Annotated in this window: 17 protein-coding genes and 2 pseudogenes; 9 read left to right on the top strand and 10 right to left on the bottom strand. The window is 63.3% G+C overall.

The window, feature by feature from the left end; all coding sequences use genetic code 11:
* Window positions 1-117 precede the first annotated feature (117 nt).
* The gene (gene speB, locus ACZ9A3_RS03940) at window positions 118-1,068 is read left to right on the top strand and encodes an agmatinase (RefSeq protein WP_045193392.1); all 951 of its coding nucleotides are present in this window, start codon (window positions 118-120) and stop codon (window positions 1,066-1,068) included.
* Window positions 1,069-1,213: 145 nt separating this feature from the next.
* Window positions 1,214-2,594 (top strand): annotated as a pseudogene (locus ACZ9A3_RS03935) (sodium:solute symporter family protein).
* 54 nt (window positions 2,595-2,648) lie between these two features.
* On the opposite strand, the gene ACZ9A3_RS03930 reads toward ACZ9A3_RS03935, so the two are convergent.
* On the bottom strand, window positions 2,649-2,774 hold the full coding sequence (locus tag ACZ9A3_RS03930; protein ID WP_010223057.1) for a PA1414 family protein: 126 nt from the start codon (window positions 2,772-2,774) through the stop codon (window positions 2,649-2,651).
* 124 nt (window positions 2,775-2,898) lie between these two features.
* Window positions 2,899-3,793, bottom strand: a pseudogene (ptrR, locus tag ACZ9A3_RS03925) (putrescine utilization regulator PtrR).
* 106 nt (window positions 3,794-3,899) lie between these two features.
* Between ptrR and ACZ9A3_RS03920 the strand changes: the two are divergent.
* Window positions 3,900-5,081 (top strand): YbfB/YjiJ family MFS transporter, encoded by a 1,182-nt coding sequence (locus ACZ9A3_RS03920; RefSeq protein WP_093385876.1) that lies wholly within the window; start codon window positions 3,900-3,902, stop codon window positions 5,079-5,081.
* Here ACZ9A3_RS03920 and ACZ9A3_RS03915 read toward each other — a convergent pair.
* Together ACZ9A3_RS03915 and ACZ9A3_RS03910 are read right to left on the bottom strand one after the other, a co-directional pair.
* Window positions 5,032-5,958, bottom strand: a complete 927-nt coding sequence (locus tag ACZ9A3_RS03915; RefSeq protein ID WP_401287990.1) for a DMT family transporter — start codon at window positions 5,956-5,958, stop codon at window positions 5,032-5,034. The genes ACZ9A3_RS03920 and ACZ9A3_RS03915 overlap by 50 nt on opposite strands.
* A 109-nt stretch (window positions 5,959-6,067) precedes the next feature.
* A complete protein-coding gene (locus ACZ9A3_RS03910; RefSeq protein ID WP_093385881.1) occupies window positions 6,068-6,460 on the bottom strand; it encodes a transcriptional regulator in 393 nt (130 codons plus the stop codon).
* 126 nt (window positions 6,461-6,586) lie between these two features.
* Here ACZ9A3_RS03910 and ACZ9A3_RS03905 point away from each other — a divergent pair, with 126 nt between their 5' ends.
* The gene (locus tag ACZ9A3_RS03905) at window positions 6,587-6,856 is read left to right on the top strand and encodes a hypothetical protein (protein ID WP_476252162.1); all 270 of its coding nucleotides are present in this window, start codon (window positions 6,587-6,589) and stop codon (window positions 6,854-6,856) included.
* Window positions 6,857-6,952: 96 nt separating this feature from the next.
* Here ACZ9A3_RS03905 and ACZ9A3_RS03900 read toward each other — a convergent pair whose 3' ends face one another.
* Window positions 6,953-8,278, bottom strand: coding sequence for a DEAD/DEAH box helicase (locus ACZ9A3_RS03900; RefSeq protein WP_045193399.1), 1,326 nt, complete (start codon window positions 8,276-8,278; stop codon window positions 6,953-6,955).
* A gap of 144 nt (window positions 8,279-8,422) precedes the next feature.
* Between ACZ9A3_RS03900 and ACZ9A3_RS03895 the strand changes: the two genes are divergently transcribed.
* Window positions 8,423-9,724, top strand: coding sequence for a mechanosensitive ion channel family protein (locus ACZ9A3_RS03895; protein WP_045193400.1), 1,302 nt, complete (start codon window positions 8,423-8,425; stop codon window positions 9,722-9,724).
* Here ACZ9A3_RS03895 and ACZ9A3_RS03890 read toward each other — a convergent pair.
* From ACZ9A3_RS03890 to ACZ9A3_RS03880, 3 genes are all read right to left on the bottom strand, one after another.
* Window positions 9,665-10,543, bottom strand: coding sequence for a carboxylate/amino acid/amine transporter (locus ACZ9A3_RS03890; protein WP_476252161.1), 879 nt, complete (start codon window positions 10,541-10,543; stop codon window positions 9,665-9,667). The genes ACZ9A3_RS03895 and ACZ9A3_RS03890 overlap by 60 nt on opposite strands.
* A gap of 178 nt (window positions 10,544-10,721) precedes the next feature.
* On the bottom strand, window positions 10,722-11,321 hold the full coding sequence (locus tag ACZ9A3_RS03885; RefSeq protein WP_476252160.1) for an FMN-dependent NADH-azoreductase: 600 nt from the start codon (window positions 11,319-11,321) through the stop codon (window positions 10,722-10,724).
* 109 nt (window positions 11,322-11,430) lie between these two features.
* Window positions 11,431-11,745 (bottom strand): hypothetical protein, encoded by a 315-nt coding sequence (locus ACZ9A3_RS03880; protein ID WP_045193403.1) that lies wholly within the window; start codon window positions 11,743-11,745, stop codon window positions 11,431-11,433.
* A 49-nt stretch (window positions 11,746-11,794) separates the two neighbouring features.
* On the opposite strand from ACZ9A3_RS03880, the gene ACZ9A3_RS03875 reads away from it, so the two are divergent.
* The 4 genes from ACZ9A3_RS03875 to ACZ9A3_RS03860 all read left to right on the top strand — a co-directional run bounded on the left by ACZ9A3_RS03875 (window position 11,795) and on the right by ACZ9A3_RS03860 (window position 15,993).
* Complete coding sequence (locus tag ACZ9A3_RS03875; RefSeq protein ID WP_045193404.1) at window positions 11,795-12,718, top strand: PA3225 family LysR-type transcriptional regulator; 924 nt, start codon at window positions 11,795-11,797, stop codon at window positions 12,716-12,718.
* Window positions 12,719-12,732: 14 nt separating this feature from the next.
* Complete coding sequence (locus ACZ9A3_RS03870) at window positions 12,733-13,545, top strand: alpha/beta fold hydrolase (RefSeq protein WP_093386004.1); 813 nt, start codon at window positions 12,733-12,735, stop codon at window positions 13,543-13,545.
* Complete coding sequence (locus ACZ9A3_RS03865) at window positions 13,539-14,096, top strand: peptidylprolyl isomerase (protein ID WP_213602092.1); 558 nt, start codon at window positions 13,539-13,541, stop codon at window positions 14,094-14,096. The genes ACZ9A3_RS03870 and ACZ9A3_RS03865 overlap by 7 nt, the downstream gene beginning before the upstream one ends.
* A gap of 64 nt (window positions 14,097-14,160) precedes the next feature.
* Window positions 14,161-15,993 carry an ABC transporter ATP-binding protein gene (locus ACZ9A3_RS03860; RefSeq protein ID WP_093386015.1) on the top strand — a complete coding sequence of 611 codons (1,833 nt, stop codon included), beginning with the start codon at window positions 14,161-14,163 and terminating at the stop codon, window positions 15,991-15,993.
* A 32-nt stretch (window positions 15,994-16,025) separates the two neighbouring features.
* On the opposite strand, the gene ACZ9A3_RS03855 is transcribed toward ACZ9A3_RS03860, so the two are convergent.
* Complete coding sequence (locus tag ACZ9A3_RS03855) at window positions 16,026-17,150, bottom strand: GNAT family N-acetyltransferase (protein ID WP_476252159.1); 1,125 nt, start codon at window positions 17,148-17,150, stop codon at window positions 16,026-16,028.
* Between the two features lie 84 nt (window positions 17,151-17,234).
* A complete protein-coding gene (locus tag ACZ9A3_RS03850) occupies window positions 17,235-18,548 on the bottom strand; it encodes an OprO/OprP family phosphate-selective porin (protein ID WP_045193409.1) in 1,314 nt (437 codons plus the stop codon).
* Between the last annotated feature and the right edge of the window lie 37 nt (window positions 18,549-18,585).

Here is an 18,585-nt window from a genome sequence, read left to right as displayed (position 1 = left end):
CCACTACCTTTTGCAGACTCTGCCGCAATGCACCTGCTTGCCGGTATTTCAGGGGTTGCCCCGGGCCAGCCAGACAGGTTCCAACAACTAGAACAATCGAATCGATGAGGCCCGACCGTGGACAAGATTCTGCACCAACCACTGGGCGGCAACGAAATGCCGCGCTTCGGCGGCATCGCCACCATGCTCCGTCTCCCTCACCTGCAAAGCGCCGAAGGCCTGGATGCCGCGTTCATCGGCATCCCCCTGGACATCGGCACCTCGCTGCGCTCCGGCACCCGCTTCGGCCCACGGCAGATCCGCGCCGAATCGGTGATGATCCGCCCGTACAACATGGCCACTGGCGCTGCGCCCTTCGATTCGTTGTCGGTTGCCGATATCGGCGACGTGGCGATCAACACCTTCAACCTGCTCGACGCCGTACGGATCATTGAAGAAGCCTACGACGAGATCCTCGAACACAACGTCATCCCCATGACCATGGGCGGCGACCACACCATCACCCTGCCGATCCTGCGCGCTATCCACAAGAAGCACGGCAAGGTCGGGCTGGTGCACATCGATGCCCACGCCGACGTCAACGATCACATGTTCGGCGAGAAGATCGCCCACGGCACCACCTTCCGCCGCGCCGTCGAAGAAGGCCTGCTGGACTGCGACCGCGTGGTGCAGATCGGCCTGCGCGCCCAGGGCTATACCGCCGAAGACTTCAACTGGAGCCGCAAGCAGGGCTTCCGTGTGGTCCAGGCCGAAGAGTGCTGGCACAAGTCGCTGGAGCCGTTGATGGCCGAAGTGCGCGAGAAAGTCGGTGGCGGCCCGGTGTACCTGAGCTTCGACATCGACGGTATCGACCCGGCCTGGGCACCGGGCACCGGCACCCCGGAAATCGGCGGCCTGACCACCATCCAGGCGATGGAAATCATCCGTGGTTGCCAGGGCCTGGACCTGATCGGCTGCGACCTGGTTGAAGTCTCGCCACCTTACGACACCACCGGCAACACCTCGCTGCTCGGTGCCAACCTGCTGTACGAAATGCTCTGTGCACTGCCGGGCGTGGTTCGCCGCTAACGGTAGTACACCAGGAGTTGCAACAGGGCAGGAGCCATGACAGTCGGGCCGCAACGACGGCCCACTGAGTAGACGAATGACCCGGCGCCAGGCTTGCCTGGCGCCGGGGTCGATCTCACCATAATAAAGATAATTGGAGACACCCATGGCCTTGGACATATTCGTTGTTCTGATTTATGCCGCCGGCATGCTCGCGCTCGGCTGGTTCGGCATGCGCCGGGCAAAAACCCATGAAGATTACCTGGTGGCCGGGCGCAACCTGGGCCCTAGCCTGTACATGGGCACCATGGCCGCCACGGTACTGGGCGGCGCGTCGACCGTCGGCACCGTACGCCTGGGCTATGTCCACGGGATTTCCGGCTTCTGGCTGTGCGCCGCGCTGGGCCTGGGCATCATCGCCCTGAACCTGTTCCTGGCCAAGCCGCTGCTGCGCCTGAAGATCTTCACCGTTACCCAGGTGCTGGAAAAACGCTACAACCCCATGGCCCGCCAGGCCAGTGCGGTGATCATGCTTGCCTACGCGCTGATGATCGCGGTGACCTCGACCCTGGCCATCGGCACCGTTTTGCAAGTGCTGTTCGACCTGCCGTTCTGGGGCGCGATCCTGCTCGGTGGTGGCGTCGTGGTGGTGTACTCGACCATCGGCGGCATGTGGTCGCTGACCCTGACCGACATCGTCCAGTTCGTGATCAAGACCGTCGGCCTGATGTTTGTCCTGCTGCCCATCTGCCTGTACAAGGTCGGTGGCTGGGATCAACTGGTGGCCAAGCTGCCGGCCAGCAACTTCAGCCTGACCACCATCGGCTGGGACACCATCATCACCTACTTCCTGATCTACTTCTTCGGCATCCTGATCGGCCAGGACATCTGGCAACGGGTGTTCACCGCCCGTGACGAGAAAGTCGCCAAGTACGCGGGCACCACTGCTGGCGTGTACTGCGTGATCTACGGCCTGGTGTGCGCACTGATCGGCATGGCCGCGCATGTCCTCCTGCCGGACCTGGACAACGCCAACAACGCCTTTGCCGCGATCGTCAAATCCACCCTGCCTGACGGTATCCGTGGCCTGGTGATTGCCGCTGCGCTGGCAGCGATGATGTCCACCGCCAGTGCTGGCCTGCTGGCCGCCTCCACGGTCCTGACCGAAGACCTGCTGCCGAAACTGCGCGGCGGCAAGCAGTCGAGCCTGGGCATCAACCGCCTGTTCACCCTGCTGACCGGTATTGCCGTACTGGGTATCGCCTTGGTGGTAACCGATGTGATCAGCGCCTTGACCCTGGCCTACAACCTGCTGGTGGGCGGCATGCTGATTCCGCTGATCGGCGCCATCTACTGGAAACGCGCCACCACTGCGGCGGCGATCACCAGCATGACCCCTGGGCTTCGTTACCGCCCTGGCGTTCATGATCATGGATGGGATGGATGCCAACACGCCGATCTACTACAGCCTGGCGATCGGCCTGGTGAGCTTTGTGGTAGTCAGCCTGATGTCGCGCCGCCCGGTAGGCGCCGTCAACCTGGCCTGATAGACAGGTGCACCACGGCCGTCGCATCAGCAATGATGCGGCGGCCGATGTGTTTTAGCGACGTGGCTGGCGCTTGCGCTGTTCTTCGTCGGTAGGGATCGGCACCGGCTGCAGCGGTGGCGGGATCAGGCCCAGGGCAGCGGCCAGGTCGTGGAGCCAGTTGAACAGATGGTTTCTCATAACTCCCCCTTACGGGTCAGCCTGCACGGCGAATAAATCCTGCGATGCTTCATACAGATCATAGTCCCAAGTATTGCAATGCGCATGTCTGTGCAACATGACTTGAGGGCAAGTTTGATCTCAATCAAGCCTCCTGCGCCATCTGCGCTGCCTGGGTAACTGTTTCCCCTTTGTTGCAAATCGATCCAGGCGCTCAAATTCGCCCCGCGCATGCCCTTGCGCCACATCAGCCAGGTGGTGGCCTGATCGAACGGCGCCTGCAGGCGATGCACCGCCACCCGTTCGCGGCCCGGCAGGCTGTCGAGCATCGACTGCGCCATCAACGCAACCCCAGCCCCGGCTATCACACAGGCGAGCATGCTCGGGTACGACTCGATTTCCATGACCCGGCCCATGGCCGCGTGATCGTGGGCATACCAGGCCTCCAGGCGCATCCGGTACGAACAGCCTTGACGAAAGGTGAACACCGCCCGCCCGGCGACATCGCGGGCACTGCGCACCGGCCCATGGCCGGGTTCGGTGATCAGCACCAGGGTTTCGTCGCACAGCGGCACGCCGTCGAGCCCGGCCAGGGCCAGCGGCCCGTCGACCAGGGCGGCATCCAGGCGGCCGCTGAGCAAGCCTTCGAGCAACTCGCCGCTGGGCGCCGCTTGCACCTGCAGGTTCACCGCCGGGTAAGCGCTGTGGTAACGGGCCAGCAAGTCGGGCAAATGAATGGCCGCAGTGCTGTACATCGAGCCCAGCACGAACTCCCCGGCCGGCTGCCCGCCCTGCACGGCGGCAAAGGCCTCATCGTGCAGGGCGAGCATGCGCCCGGCGTAATCGAGCAGCACCTTGCCCGCCGGCGACAGCTGCAAGCGCTGGCGCTCGCGGCGAAACAGCTCAACGCCCAGTTGCTCTTCGAGCTGGCGCAGGCGCGTCGACAGGTTCGACGGCACCCGGTGCAGGCGCTCGGCGGCGCGGGTCACCGAGCCCTCCTCGGCCACCGCCTGGAAAATCCGCAATTGGCTGAGCTCCACGAGCTATTCTCCAAAACAGAACAAGTTGCTCATCATTATTCAATTTTATTGAAAGTCAACCGGCTTTAGCCTGACGGTCATTCACGCTTGTGCAGGAATTGCCGCCATGTCGCCAGTTGTTCGCCTTCTCGCCTGTGTCGTTGCCCTGATGATGGCCATGGGCATCGGCCGCTTCGCCCTCACTCCACAGCTGCCGCACCTGATCAGCGAAGGGCAGGTCAGCCTGACCGCCGCCGGCCTGATCGCCGCCGCCAACTACCTGGGCTATCTGCTCGGCGCCCTGGACGCCATGTTCGTCCGCCGCCCGGGCCAGGTCAGCGCGCGCCTGCACGGCGGTCTGTGGCTGTGCGTCGTGCTGACCCTGGCGTCGTTCTCGGCCAGCGGTTTCTGGGCCCATCTGCTGCTGCGCTTTGGCACCGGCGTGGCCAGCGCCTGGGTGCTGGTGATGCTCACCAGCCTCAGCCAGCAGGTGGCAGCGGCCAGCAATCGGCCACGGCTCGGCGCCCTGGTGTTTGCCGGGCCCGGGGTGGGAATTTTTTTAACCGGAATGCTGGCGCTGATCGCCAACCTCAACGGACTGGGCTCGGCGCCGCTGTGGTTAATCTATGCCGCCGTTGCCCTGTTGATGCTGCTGATCGCGCTGCCAGCGCTGCCACGCCCGCAGACGCTAGCGCCTACTGTCAGCGGGGCGCGCGTCCAGCCAGCCGGGCAAGGAATTGCCCGCCTCGGCCTGGTGTATGCCCTGTACGGTATTGGCTATATCATCCCCGCGACCTTCATGTCGCAGATGGCCAGTGCGCGCTTTCACGGGCAGTGGCTGGCCGACCTGTTCTGGCCCGGTTTTGGTCTGGCGGCGGCGCTGGGCGTGGTGCTGGTCAGCCTGCGCCGCCCGGGCATGGGCAGCACCTCAAGCTGGCTGATCGCGACCCTGTGGCTGCAGGCCGCCGGCGTGTTCGCCTGCCTGCTGGGCAACGGCCCGGGCCTGGCGCTGGGGGTAATCCTCTGTGGCGGCCCGTTCCTGGCCTGCATGCAACTGGTAATGCAACGCTCGCGGGAGCTGGCACCGCACGCCAGCCAGCGCAATGCCGGGCTTTTGACCGCCTGTTTTGCCCTGGGCCAGCTCAGTGGACCGCTGCTGGCGGCGCTGAGCAATCAGTTCGCCGGCAGCCTGCAGGCAGCGCTGCTGATCGCCGCCAGCGGCCTGGTGCTCGCCGGCCTGCTGCTGTTGCGCCCGCAGGCTAGCCGAGCAGGCTGCGCAGGCGCCGGCGCACCCACTGCTCAGCGCTGACCAGGGTCACCCCGAGCAGCACCATGATCGCGCCGAGGACGAAATTCAGGCTCAACGGCTCGCCCAGCAACAGCACGCCGAAAGTCACCCCGAACAACGGCGTAATGAACGAGAACACCGCCAGGTTCGAGGCCAGATAGCGGCGCAGCAGCCAGAACCAGGTCAGGTAGCTGAAAAACGACACGATCAGGCCCTGAAACAGCAGGCTGCCGATCGACAGCGGGGTGAACTGCACCTGGGTAACCTGGCCACTGGCGACAGCGATCAACAGCAGGCCGACAAAACCGACCGCCAGTTGATAGAACAGCGTCAAGGTCGCTGGCGCCTCCGACAGCCGCGAAGCGCGCACCACCACGGTGGTTGCGCCCCAGGCCAGGCCCGCCAGCACCCCGAAGGCATCACCGAGCAGCATTTGTGCGTCCAGATGCTCAAGGGAAACGCCACCGGCAAAGGCAAAGGCAATACCGCCAAAGGCCAGCAGGATGCCCAGCCACTGCAAGGGCCGCAGCCGCTCGCTGGGCAGCATGAAATGCAAGCCCAGGGCGGTAAACACCGGTGCGGTGTAGAGGAATACCGACATGTGCGCCGCCGAGGTCAGCTTCAGGCCTTCGGCGATGAACAGAAACTCCAGGCCAAACAGGGAACCGGCCAGTAGCCCGCCGCGCCAGGTGCTGGCGACCTGGTCCCAGCCGCCACGAAAACACATCAGCAGGCCGACCAGCACTGCCGCCATCCCCGAGCGCATGGCTTGCTGCATCACCGGGGCAATATCCGGTGCGGCCCACTTGATCATCACCTGCTGGATGCCCCAGATCAGGCACAGCACCAGCATCACTTGCAGGGCAAAGGCATCGGTATTGCGGCGGCTGGCGCTCATCGGGCGCCCCCGGTTTCTGGCAGCAACATGGCAGGCTCTCGGCAGAAGTGGATCCAGCGCCGATTATCAGCGGCGGCGGCCGCTCAATGCCAGCCTTGTGTTACCTGCTTCAGGCAATCTGCGCCTTGGAGGCCAAATGATCGAAAGTCGCCTCGTCCAATGCATCCTCCTGTTCATCCAGCACCTGGCGTGGGTGATCGTTGCCCGGAATGCTGCTGTCCAGCAGGCTCAGCAGCCGCGAGCCACGTTCGGTAAGGATGAAATTCTCGCCGTTGCCGCCCTCGTCTTCCGGGCGTGAGGCAAAGTAACCGCGCTCGAACAGCAGCTTTTCATACTCACATGCCAGGGTTTTCAGATGATCGAGATCGCCGGGGGCTGCACCTTCGGCCGCCAGCTGGGCCGCATGCTGCTCGGCGTAGGGTCTGGGGGTAAAACTGTGGCCGGCGCTGTTCTGCGCTTCGTGCAACAGGCGTTCGATCAGGTCCCAGTCGTAGGTGGTCATCGGCATAGCCTCAATCAGGGGTAGGTAAGATTGTGACCGGTGTACGCGGCTGCGGTTCGACTGAACTTTCGCCGCCCGGCCAGGCTCAACCGCAAGACTTCACCTTGATTGCCCAGGAGCCTGCCGATGAAAACCCTGTTGAACATTGCAGCCGCCGCCAGCCTGCTGCTGGCCCTGCCCGGCTGGGCGTGCACGCTGGAAGAAGCGACGGCCAAGCGCGAAGAACTGGCCAAGGAAGTGAGCAAGCTCACCGAGCAGAACCCGCAGAAGGCCAAGGAGATCAACGACGAGTTACAGAACATGGAGCTGGGCACGGCCAGCAAGGATTTGCCGGACAAGTGCCAACTGATCGACAAGCGGATGCAGGAATTGAAGACCGCTGAGAAAAAGACTTGAAATCGGGGTGAAACAATCGCGGGTCAAGTCGGGTCGCCGCACCGCCGCTCCCACAAGGGCTGCAAAGAACCTGTGGGAGGGCGATGAAGCCGGCGCTTACTCCGCAGCCGGCGCCGGTTTGCGGCGCTTGAGCGGTGCCAGGCCGTCGGCGCTGGCCAGCGGCGCGTTAGGCTTTGGCTTGGCTGTTGGCTTGCGCTTGGCCACGACCTTCTTGTCGCCTTTTTTATCGGTCTTTTTCTTTTTCACACCGGCCGCCTTGCCCGAGGCCTTGACCTTCTTCGGCCCGGTGTAGGTGCCTTTGACTTCCTTGATCACCCGGCGCTCGAAGGTCTGCTTCAGGTAGCGCTCGATGCTCGACATCAGGTTCCAGTCGCCGTGACAGATCAACGACACCGCCAGGCCTTCGTTACCGGCACGGCCGGTACGGCCGATGCGGTGTACGTATTCGTCGCCGCTGCGTGGCATGTCGAAGTTGATCACCAGGTCCAGGCCGTCGACGTCCAGGCCGCGGGCGGCAACGTCAGTAGCCACGAGAATCTTGGCGCCGCCCTGCTTCAGGCGCTCGATGGCCAGCTTGCGATCTTTCTGGTCTTTGTCGCCGTGCAGGACGAAAGCCTTGTAGTCCTTGGCCACCAGGTGACCGTAGATGCGGTCGGCCATCACCCGGGTATTGGTGAAGATGATCGCCTTGTCGTAGGTCTCGTTCTCCAGCAGCCACTGCACGATCTGTTCTTTGTGCTGGTTGTGGTCAGCGGTGATGATCTGCTGGCGGGTGCCTTCGGCCAGCTGGCTGACGCTGTTGAGCATCAGGTGCTCAGGGGTTTTCAGCACCTTGCCGATCATGTCGCGCAGGCCGGCACCGCCAGTGGTGGCGGAGAACAGCATGGTCTGTTCACGATTCGGGCACTCGTTGCACAGGCGCTCGACGTCTTCGGCAAAGCCCATGTCGAGCATGCGGTCGGCTTCATCGAGCACGATCACCTGGACATGCTCCAGGTGCAGGTTGCCGGCATTGAGCTGCTCGAGCAAGCGGCCCGGGGTGCCGATCAGCACGTCCGGCACCTTGCGCAGCATCGCGGCCTGCTCCTTGAAGTCTTCGCCACCGGTGATCAGCCCGGCCTTGATGAAAGTGAACTGGGAGAAGCGCTCGACTTCCTTGAGGGTCTGCTGCGCCAGCTCGCGGGTCGGCAACAGCACCAGGGCGCGAATTTCGACGCGCTTCTGCTTGAGGTCAACCAGGCGGTTGAGCATCGGCAGGACGAAGGCTGCGGTCTTGCCGCTACCGGTTTGCGCCGTCACCCGCAGGTCACGCCCTTGCAACGCCAAAGGGATGGCCGCTGCCTGCACCGGCGTCGGCTCGACAAATTTCAGCTCGGCCACGGCTTTGAGCAGGCGTTCGTGCAGGGCGAATTGGGAAAACACGGGTGTACCTCGGGCATGTGCAAAAAATTCAGTTGCATAGGGTAACGTTTTCCGGCGTCGGAGCCGAATTTCTTTTGGCAACTTCTTGCCGATCCGCGCTCTAATGGCCTTGTTTTCGACTTGCGGACCCTTTACGACACCGTTATGGACATTCAACAGCTGTGGCAAAACACCCTGGACCTCTGGGGCACCCTTGATCAACACCCGCTACTGCACGCCGGTATCGGCCTGGGCGTATTGCTGGTGATCGCCCTGCTGCTCGGCCGCGTGGCGCGCTTTCTGGTGCTGCACGCCGCCCGTCTGCTTGGCCGCCAGCCAGCCCTGCACTGGGTCAATGACCTGCGCGAGAACAAGGTGTTCCAGCGCCTGGCCCAGACCACCCCGTCACTGGTGGTGCAATTTGGCCTCAAACTGGTGCCGGAGCTGAGCGCCACCAGCCAGCACTTTCTCGGCAACCTCGCCCTGGCCTTCACCATCCTGTTCCTGACCCTGGCCCTGAGCGCCCTGCTCGACGCCCTGCTGGACATCTACGCGCGCACCGAGCACGCCCGCACCCGCTCGATCAAGGGTTACGTGCAACTGGCGAAGATGGTCCTGTTCGTGTTCGGCGCCATCGTTATCGTCGCCACCCTGATCGACCGCTCGCCGCTATTGCTGCTCTCGGGTCTGGGCGCCATGTCGGCGGTCATCTTGCTGGTCTACAAGGACACCCTGCTGTCGTTCGTCGCCAGCGTGCAGTTGACCAGCAACGACATGCTGCGGGTCGGCGACTGGATCGAGATGCCCCAGGTCGGCGCCGACGGCGATGTGGTCGACATCACCCTGCACACGGTCAAGGTGCAGAACTTCGACAAGACCATCGTCTCCATCCCCACCTGGCGCTTGATGTCCGAGTCGTTCAAGAACTGGCGCGGCATGCAGCAGTCGGGCGGGCGACGGATCAAGCGCAGCCTGTTCATCGATGCCGGCGGTGTGCGCTTCCTGCGCTCCGATGAGGAGCAGCGCCTGAGCGAAGTACGCCTGCTGACCGACTACATTGCCCGCAAGCGCAGTGAGCTCAGAGCCTGGAACGAGGCCCAGGGCAATGTCGCCGAACTGTCCGCCAACCGTCGCCGGATGACCAACATCGGCACCTTCCGTGCCTATGCCCTGGCCTACCTGAAGAGCCACCCGGAGATCCAGCCGAACATGACCTGCATGGTCCGCCAGATGCAGACCACCGCCCAGGGCGTGCCGCTGGAAATCTACTGCTTCACCCGCACCACGGCGTGGGCCGACTACGAGCGGATCCAGGGCGACATCTTCGACTACCTGCTGGCGGTGATGCCGGAGTTCGGCCTGAGCCTGTACCAGCAACCCAGCGGCAATGACCTGCGCGCCGGCCTGTTACCCTCGACCCTGCCCAGCCAGCAGCGGGCGCTGAGTGCCGAGACGACAGAGCCATAGCGACGCGAGGATCACCGCCCCGCCGATGAACAACCGGCCGAGCGGCTCGTGCTGGTTCCAGATCAGCAAATTGAGCAGCAAACCGACCGGCACGTGCAGGTTGTTCATCACCGCCAGGGTGCCGCCGGAAACCAGGCAGGCACCCTTGTTCCACCAGTACAAGCCCAGTGCCGTCGGGCACAGCCCCAAAAACAGCAGCACCAGCCATTGCACCTCGGTGCTCGGCAGGTGCTGGCTGTTGCCGAACAGCAAAAAGGCCGGTAGCACCACCAGCAAGGCGCCCAGGTAGAAGTAACCGAAACGCCGGTAATGCGGCAGGTCGCTGGGGTTGCGCGCGATCAGGTGACGGTACAGCACCTGCCCGGCGGCATAGGTGAAGTTGGCCAGTTGCAGCAGCAAAAAGCCGATGAAGAAGTCCGGGCTGATGCTGTCGAAGCGAATCACCGCCGCGCCGGCAACCGCCACCAACGCCGCCACCAACGCCCAGGGGTTGAAGCGCCGGTTCAGGGCATCTTCGATCAGGGTCACGTGCAAGGGCGTGAGAATGGTGAACAGCAGCACCTCCGGCACCGTCAGCACGCGGAAGCTCAGGTACAGGCAGACATAGGTGATGCCGTACTGCAGCGCACCGATCAGCAGCATCGAACGCATGAAGCGCGCTTCGACCTGGCGCCAGCGGGTCAGCGGCAGGAACACCAGGCCGGCCAGCAGCACCCGCGCCAGCACGGCGAAATAGCTGTCGACATGCCCGGCCAGGTACTCGCCGATCAGGCTGAAGGAAAACGCCTGGATCAGCGCGACGATCAATAAATAGCCCATGTTGGCCCCTTGCTGTGGAGGCGGCGACCTTAACGGTTAGCGGCTAGCCCGGCAATAGTCGCTGGCAAGGCCGGCTAGCACGGCAAACCGCATAAAAAAGCCCGGTCACGCGCAAGGCAGACCGGGCAGGTACACCCAAAGGAGCAACAGGTGTCAGGCGGGAAAATTCATTGCCGGCTTAGGCCACGGCGGCGAGCTGCGCCTTGGCCTGGTTCAGGCCCTTCTCGTGGAAATCGCCGCCCATGTTCAGGCCTTCGGCGTGGATGAAGGTCACGTCATGGATACCGATGAAGGCCATGACCTGGCGCAGGTAAGGTTCCTGGTGATCGCTGCTGGCGCCGGCATGGATGCCGCCGCGAGCGGTAAGGATGTAGGCGCGCTTGCCGGTCAGCAGGCCCTGGGGCCCGGTTTCGGTGTACTTGAAGGTGATGCCGGCGCGCAGTACGTGGTCCAGCCAGGCCTTGAGGGTGCTGGGGATGGTGAAGTTGTACATCGGCGCGGCCAGCACCAGCACATCGGCGGCCAGCACTTCATCGGTCAGCTCGTTGGAGCGTGCCAGGGCCTCTAGCTCTTCGGCATTGCGCTGGGTTTCGGGCTTCATCCAGCCGCCGAGCAGGTTGCCATCCAGGTGCGGCACCGGGTTGGCGGCCAGGTCGCGCAGGGTCACCTGGTCGGCCGGGTGGGCGGCTTGCCACTGGCTGACGAAGTCGCGGGTCAGTTGCCGGGAGATCGAGTCCTGCTGGCGGGCGCTGCTTTCGATGACGAGTACACGGGACATGGGGCTTGCCTCCATCGGCGAGTTCGGTAAGTCGATGGAGGCAAGATTAATGATTGACCTATCGATAAAAAAGCGTAAAAACTGGGTCCAACCTATCAGTTAAATTGTTTTATTTCGGCTTGCAGTCCAAGGTGATGCGCAGCTTGATGATTTCCCGGTTGAACTTGGCAGTGGCATCGACGCTTTTTTTCGCCGGCACATTCACCCGGCGTACCCGTGGCGCTTCCGGGCCATTGCGGAAAGTCACCTTGCACTGGGCATCGACGTCGCCATAGTTGTTGACGCTGATCGAACCGATGTCACGGTCGGTGTCGTAGGTGGTGTAGTCGACCTTGACGCCGTCGATGTCTTTTTTCACGTCGATGGGATAGGCCAGGGCCGTGAGCGGAAGCAGGGCCAGCAATACAGCACAACATTTCTTCATACGACGCTCTCCATGAAAGAGCGCCAGCTTAGGACAACAGGAGCCGAAGATGAAAGCGCCGCGCGTAACCCTGGATCAGTGGCGGACCCTGCAGGCGGTGGTCGATCACGGCGGTTTTGCCCAGGCCGCCGAGGCCCTGCACCGTTCGCAATCCTCGGTGAGCTATACCGTGGCGCGCATGCAGGACCAGCTCGGCGTACCGCTGCTGCGTATCGACGGGCGCAAGGCGGTGCTGACCGAGGCCGGCAACGTGCTGCTGCGCCGCTCGCGGCAACTGGTCAAGCAGGCCAGCCAGCTTGAAGACCTGGCCCATCACATGGAACAGGGCTGGGAAGCCGAAGTGCGCCTGGTGGTCGATGCCGCCTACCCCAATGCCCGCCTGGTCCGCGCCTTGAGCGCGTTCATGCCGCAAAGCCGTGGCTGCCGGGTGCGCCTGCGCGAAGAGGTGCTGTCCGGGGTCGAAGAGGTGCTGCATGAAGGCATTGCGGACCTTGCCATCAGCGGCTTCAACATTTCCGGCTACCTGGGCACCGAACTGAGTTCGGTCGAATTCGTCGCCGTCGCCCACCCCGAACACAGCCTGCACCGCTTGAACCGGGAACTGAGCTTCCAGGACCTGGAAAGCCAGCTGCAGGTGGTGATTCGCGATTCAGGCCGCGCCCAGCCACGCGATGTCGGCTGGCTGGGCGCCGAACAGCGCTGGACGGTCGGCAGCCTGGCCACCGCCGCCACTTTCGTCAGCAGCGGCCTGGGCTTTGCCTGGCTGCCGCGGCACCTGATCGAGCGCGAGCTGCGTGAAGGCCTGCTCAAGCCTTTACCACTGGATCAGGGTGGCAGTCGCCACCCACTGTTCTACCTTTACTCGAACAAGGACAAACCCCTGGGCCCGGCGACGCAGATCCTCGTCGAATTGCTGCGCAACTTCGACACCGCACCGCTGGATGTGCCCTTCGCCGCGCCCGCCCAAGCCTGACAGGAATCACGCCGATGGCCTACTTCGAACATGAAGGTTGCTCGCTACACTACGAGGAATACGGCCAGGGCGAGCCGCTGGTGCTGTTGCATGGCCTGGGCTCCAGTTGCCAGGACTGGGAAATGCAGGTGCCGGAGCTGGCTCGCCACTACCGCGTGATCCTCATGGACATCCGTGGCCATGGCCGCTCCGACAAGCCACGCGAGCGCTATAGCATCGCCAGCTTCAGCGCCGACCTGCTGGCCCTGCTCGAGCGGTTGCAGACCGGCCCCGTGCACCTGGTCGGGCTGTCCATGGGCGGCATGGTCGGCTTTCAGTTTGCCGTCGATCATCCCCAGTGGCTGCGCAGCCTGTGCATCGTCAACAGCGCCCCGGAGGTCAAGCGCCGCAGCCGCAGCGACTGGATCTGGTGGGCCAAGCGCTGGGCCCTGGCCCGGGTGCTGAGCCTTGAAACCATCGGCAAGGGCCTGGCCGAGCGGTTGTTCCCCAAGCCGCAGCAGGCCGATTTACGCCGCAAGATGGCCGAGCGCTGGGCAAAGAACGACAAACGCGCCTACCTGGCCAGTTTCGACGCCATAGTCGGCTGGGGCGTGGCGCAACGCCTGGGGCAAATTCGCTGTCCTACCCTGGTCATCAGCGCCGACCAGGATTACACCCCGGTACAACTTAAAGAGCGCTACGTTGCGCTGATTCCACAGGCACGGCTGGCGGTTATCGAAGATTCCCGGCACGCTACACCCCTGGATCAACCTCACGTCTTCAATCAGACGCTGCTGCAGTTCCTGGCGGCGTCCACCACCTCTCAAGGATCATTGAGCCCATGCTGAAAAAACTCCTGCTCGCCACCTGCTCGGTCGTTTTCGCCACCAGCCTGATGGCTTCCGACAAGACGCCCCACGTATTACTCGACACCAGCTTCGGCCAGGTCGAAGTGGAACTGAACGCGGAGAAGGCGCCGATCAGCACCAGGAATTTCCTGCAGTACGTGGACAGCGGCTTCTACAACAACACCATCTTCCACCGGGTGATCCCGGGCTTCATGGTCCAGGGTGGTGGTTTCACTGAGCAGATGGTGCAAAAGCCCACCAAGGACCCGATCCGCAACGAAGCCAGCAATGGCCTGCAGAACGTCCGTGGCACGCTGTCGATGGCGCGCACCTCCGACCCGAACTCGGCCACCAGCCAGTTCTTCATCAACGTCGCCGACAATGCCTTCCTCGACCCGGGCCGCGACCGCGGTTACGCGGTGTTCGGCAAGGTCGTCAAAGGCATGGAAGTGGTCGACCAGATCGTCAACTCGCCCACCACAGTGAAAAAAGGCATGCGCGATGTGCCGGTCGACCCGGTATTCATCAAGTCGGCCAAACGCATCGACTGACCTTGGGCTTCACAGGGACGTGAACCGGGCCCGCGGGTCGAACTGAACAGGAGTTACCGTTTTCATGCTGTTTCGCCGCTTCGAAAAGCTGATCGACATCTTCCGTGAGGCGCCCACCGCGGCGCCGCCGACCACGGTATGGCCGTTCTACGTGTACTACCTGCGCCAGGTCTGGCCGAGTTTTGCCGCCCTGCTGGTGGTCGGCCTGATCGGTGCGCTGATCGAAGTGGCGCTGTTCAGCTACCTGAGCCGGATCATCGACCTGGCCCAGGGCACGCCGAACGTCAACTTTTTCAGCGAGCACGGCGGCGAGCTGATCTGGATGCTGGTGGTGGCGCTGTTGCTGCGCCCGGTGTTCGTCGGCCTGCACGACCTGCTGGTGCACCAGACCATCAGCCCGGGCATGACCAGCATGATCCGCTGGCAAAACCACACCTACGTGCTCAAGCAGAGCCTGAACTTCTTCCAGAGCGATTTTGCCGGGCGCATCGCCCAGCGCATCATGCAGACCGGCAACTCGTTGCGCGACTCGGCGGTGCAGGCGGTGGATGCGCTATGGCACGTGCTGATCTACGCGATCAGCTCGCTGGTGCTGTTTGCCGAGGCCGACTGGCGGCTGATGTTGCCGCTGATCACCTGGATCGCCTGCTACATCGGCGCGCTCTACTACTTCGTGCCACGGGTCAAGGCCCGTGCGGTGATCTCCTCCGATGCCCGCTCCAAGCTCATGGGCCGCATCGTCGATGGCTACACCAACATCGCCACCCTGAAACTCTTCGCCCATACCGACTTCGAGCAGCAGTACGCCCGCGAAGCGATCAGCGAACAAACCGAAAAAACCCAGCTGGCCGCCCGCGTGGTCACCAGCATGGACGTGGTCATCACCAGCCTCAACGGCCTGCTGATCGTCAGCACCACGGGCCTGGCCCTGTGGCTGTGGACCCAGTCGCTGATCACCGTCGGCGCCATCGCCCTGGCCACCGGCCTGGTGATCCGCATCGTCAACATGTCGGGCTGGATCATGTGGGTGGTCAACGGCATCTTCGAGAACATCGGCATGGTCCAGGACGGCCTGCAGACCATCGCCCAGCCGGTCAGCGTCAACGACTCGCCTAGCGCGCCCAGGCTCAAGGTCGAACGCGGCGGGGTCAAGTTCGACAACGTCAGCTTTCACTATGGCAAGGGCAGCCGCATCATCGATGGCCTCAACCTGGACATCCGCCCCGGCGAGAAGATCGGCCTGATCGGCCCGTCCGGCGCCGGCAAGTCGACCCTGGTCAACCTGCTGCTGCGCCTTTACGACCTGGAAAGCGGGCGCATCCTCATCGATGGCCAGGACATCGCCCAGGTGACCCAGGCCAGCCTGCGCGCACAAATCGGCATGATCACCCAGGACACCTCACTGCTGCACCGCTCGATCCGCGAAAACCTGCTCTATGGCCGGCCCGATGCCACTGAAGATGAGCTATGGGAAGCGGTGCGCCGGGCACGGGCTGACGAGTTCATCCCGCAACTGTCCGACGCTCAGGGCCGGACCGGCTTCGATGCCCATGTCGGTGAGCGCGGGGTCAAGCTTTCCGGCGGCCAGCGCCAGCGCATCGCCATAGCCCGGGTGCTGCTCAAGAATGCGCCGATCCTGATCATGGACGAAGCCACCTCAGCGCTGGACTCGGAAGTCGAAGCGGCAATCCAGGAAAGCCTGGAAACCCTGATGCAAGGCAAGACCGTGATTGCCATTGCCCACCGACTGTCGACCATTGCCCGCATGGACCGCCTGGTGGTGCTGGAAAAAGGCCGGATTGCCGAGATGGGCAGCCACTCGGAGTTGCTGGCGCATCAGGGCCTGTATGCGCGGTTGTGGCATCACCAGACCGGGGGGTTTGTCGGGATCGACTGACAGTAACCTCGACTTGCCCCGCGATGAGGCCCTCAACCTTGCCGATAAGGCAACGCCAAACGCGCTTCCTGGGCATAAGCCAACACCCCTGCCCGCTCCTGCTCGAGGAACTCCTCCACTGCCCGGCGCAAGCCCGGGTGCAGCAGATAGTGCCAGGAGCGGGTGATCACCGGCTCAAAGCCGCGAATCAACTTGTGCTCGCCCTGCGCACCGGCATCAAAGCGCTGCAAACCCTCGGCAATCGCCCAATCCATGCCCTGGTAAAAACAAGTCTCGAAGTGCAGCCGGTCGAACTCGTCCAGGCAGCCCCAATAACGGCCATACAGGCTGTCGCCACCGACCAGGCTGAAGGCCATGGCCACATCACGCCCGCCCTGGCGCGCCATCACCACGCGTATTGACTCAGGCATGCGCTCGGCCAGCAGGCTGAAGAATTCCCGGGTCAGATACGGCGCACGGCGGCGTACGGCATAGGTATTGGCATAACAGGCGAAGACGAAATCCCACTGCGCCTCACTCAGCGCTTCGCCGCGAAACCAGCGAAACTCGATACCCTGCCCCGCCACCTGCTCGCGCTCCTTGCGCATTTGCTTGCGCTTGCGTGAACTCAAGGTATCGAGAAAATCCTGGAAGTCGCGGTAGCCCTGGTTGCGCCAGTGAAACTGGCATCCCAGGCGCTCCATCCAGCCGTCACGCTCGCGCATCAGCGCATCCGCCTGCGCATCGGTGAAGTTGATATGGGCGCCGGACATCCCCTGCTCGAACAGTTCATCGGTCAGTTGATCCACCAACTCGGCCGCCGCCTGCGGGTCGCCCAGCAGCCGTGGGCCGGTCACCGGCGAGAACGGCACGGCACACAGCAGCTTGGGGTAGTAGGCAATACCCGCCCGCTCACAGGCATCGGCCCAGCCGTGGTCGAACACGTACTCGCCGAATGAATGGGTCTTCACGTAGGCCGGCAAGGCCGCTCGCAGTTGCCCGGCGCTGTCGGTCAGCAACTGGTGCGCGGGGCTCCAGCCGGTGTGGCGGCTGACACTGCCGCTGTCTTCCAGGCTGGACAGGAATGCATGGCGCAGGAACGGCTGGTCCCCCGGCACCAGGGCGTCCCAGGTGGCAGGCGTGAGTTCGGCTAGGTGTTGCAGGATGAGCTTGGGCATTGGCGCAGTCTGCCTCGTCGCGCAGACGAAAAAAAGCCCCGCGCGAGCGGGGCTGAAGATCTAACGGATGAGGAGCGGTGTTGCTTAGAACACGTACTGCGCGCGCATTACGAAACCGTCGCCGCTGTCGTCGCCGGCAGCGTTCTGGGCGTTGTCGACCTTGGCCTTGACGTACACGCCGCTGAGTTTGATCGACTCGTTGGCATACCAGTTCAGGCCGACGTTGTGGACCTTGCCTTCGACATCATCGATGTTGGCAAAGGCGCCGTTGTCGTCATCGACGCTCAGGTGGTCATAGCGGTAGAACACTTCCCAGGCACCGATCTGCTTGTTCGAAGGCTTGATGCTGTCGAACTTGCCGAGCTTGTAGCCACGGGCTTCACCGGTGATGGTGTAGGCCAGCTGGCCGTAGTAGCCGTCTGCCTTGATGTCGGAGAACGAGGCGCTGTCGGCCTGGACGTCACGCTTGACGTATTCGCCCTGTACCGAAAACGGGCCCATGGCCCATGCCGCTTCCAGGCCCCAGGCCTTGTCGGTGTCGTAGGCACCGGCCGGGGTGTTGTTGGCGCCGCCCAGGGTCAGGCGGTTGCCGTTGCTGCCGGCATCCTGGCCACCGTCGGTGCTGACGCCGCGCATGCCCAGACGGCTGCGGATACGACCATCGAAGGCGGTGTCGGAGAGGTCACGCTGGGCGTAGTTGATACCGAAGTGCAGGACATTGCCGGCTTCGTGCATCGGCGCGAAGACGCCGCGCAGGTTGAACTGCTTGGTGCTGTCGCCGTCCTTGTCCTGGTTGGTGGCGTCCTTGGCGAAGGCACCGACCGAGCCGTACAGCGAGTCACCGACGGTACCCGAAGCCTGGATACCCAGGCCGCCGTTGTGGGCGTTGGTCCAGTCGACCAGGTCATAGGCGGCAGTACGTTCCTGCGCGGTCACCCACTTGGAGCTGGTGGCTTTTTCCAGGCCGAACTCGGGGTCGAAACGACCAACCTTGATCGATACCGGGCTGAAGCCGTTGTAGGCCAGGGACGCTTCATCGAAGTAGCCGTCTTCGGAACGGTTGTCACCGCCGGAGTTGTGCGAGAAGTCGTAGGCGATCTGGTAGGCCCAGTCCTTGTACATCACGCCGCCCAGTTCCAGGTAGGCGCGGCGGAAGTAACCGGCGTCGGCGGTATTGCCGTTGTTGGTGTAGAAACCGTCGAAACGGCTGTAGTCAGCCTGGATCCGACCGCCCAGCTTGAAGCTGAATTCCTTGTCGGTGGTAGCGACCTCGAGGCCACCCTTGGTCTTGACTACGATATCGGCGCCGTCGGTGGTCACGGTACCCGCGAAAGCCTGGGCGGTAACGGCCATGGCCAAGGCGCTGGCTACGAAACCTGCGAAGTGCTTACGGATCATCGAAGAAGCTCCCCTACTTTATGGTCTTGATAATGTT

The sequence above is a fragment of the Pseudomonas sp. TE4620 genome (assembly GCF_056279045.1).
Note: the sequence above shows the minus strand (reverse complement) of the source record. Positions and strands in the feature narration are given on the sequence as shown.

Excerpts from the sequence above, each read along its gene's own strand:
- ACZ9A3_RS03930 (WP_010223057.1), bottom strand. The coding sequence starts at position 2,774 with ATGAGAAACCATCTGTTCAACTGGCTCCACGACCTGGCCGCTGCCCTG.
- ACZ9A3_RS03920 (WP_093385876.1), top strand. The coding sequence starts at position 3,900 with ATGTCGCCAGTTGTTCGCCTTCTCGCCTGTGTCGTTGCCCTGATGATG.
- ACZ9A3_RS03915 (WP_401287990.1), bottom strand. The coding sequence starts at position 5,958 with ATGAGCGCCAGCCGCCGCAATACCGATGCCTTTGCCCTGCAAGTGATG.
- ACZ9A3_RS03910 (WP_093385881.1), bottom strand. The coding sequence starts at position 6,460 with ATGACCACCTACGACTGGGACCTGATCGAACGCCTGTTGCACGAAGCG.
- ACZ9A3_RS03905 (WP_476252162.1), top strand. The coding sequence starts at position 6,587 with ATGAAAACCCTGTTGAACATTGCAGCCGCCGCCAGCCTGCTGCTGGCC.
- ACZ9A3_RS03895 (WP_045193400.1), top strand. The coding sequence starts at position 8,423 with ATGGACATTCAACAGCTGTGGCAAAACACCCTGGACCTCTGGGGCACC.
- ACZ9A3_RS03890 (WP_476252161.1), bottom strand. The coding sequence starts at position 10,543 with ATGGGCTATTTATTGATCGTCGCGCTGATCCAGGCGTTTTCCTTCAGC.
- ACZ9A3_RS03885 (WP_476252160.1), bottom strand. The coding sequence starts at position 11,321 with ATGTCCCGTGTACTCGTCATCGAAAGCAGCGCCCGCCAGCAGGACTCG.
- ACZ9A3_RS03880 (WP_045193403.1), bottom strand. The coding sequence starts at position 11,745 with ATGAAGAAATGTTGTGCTGTATTGCTGGCCCTGCTTCCGCTCACGGCC.
- ACZ9A3_RS03875 (WP_045193404.1), top strand. The coding sequence starts at position 11,795 with ATGAAAGCGCCGCGCGTAACCCTGGATCAGTGGCGGACCCTGCAGGCG.
- ACZ9A3_RS03870 (WP_093386004.1), top strand. The coding sequence starts at position 12,733 with ATGGCCTACTTCGAACATGAAGGTTGCTCGCTACACTACGAGGAATAC.
- ACZ9A3_RS03865 (WP_213602092.1), top strand. The coding sequence starts at position 13,539 with ATGCTGAAAAAACTCCTGCTCGCCACCTGCTCGGTCGTTTTCGCCACC.
- ACZ9A3_RS03860 (WP_093386015.1), top strand. The coding sequence starts at position 14,161 with ATGCTGTTTCGCCGCTTCGAAAAGCTGATCGACATCTTCCGTGAGGCG.
- ACZ9A3_RS03855 (WP_476252159.1), bottom strand. The coding sequence starts at position 17,150 with ATGCCCAAGCTCATCCTGCAACACCTAGCCGAACTCACGCCTGCCACC.
- ACZ9A3_RS03850 (WP_045193409.1), bottom strand. The coding sequence starts at position 18,548 with ATGATCCGTAAGCACTTCGCAGGTTTCGTAGCCAGCGCCTTGGCCATG.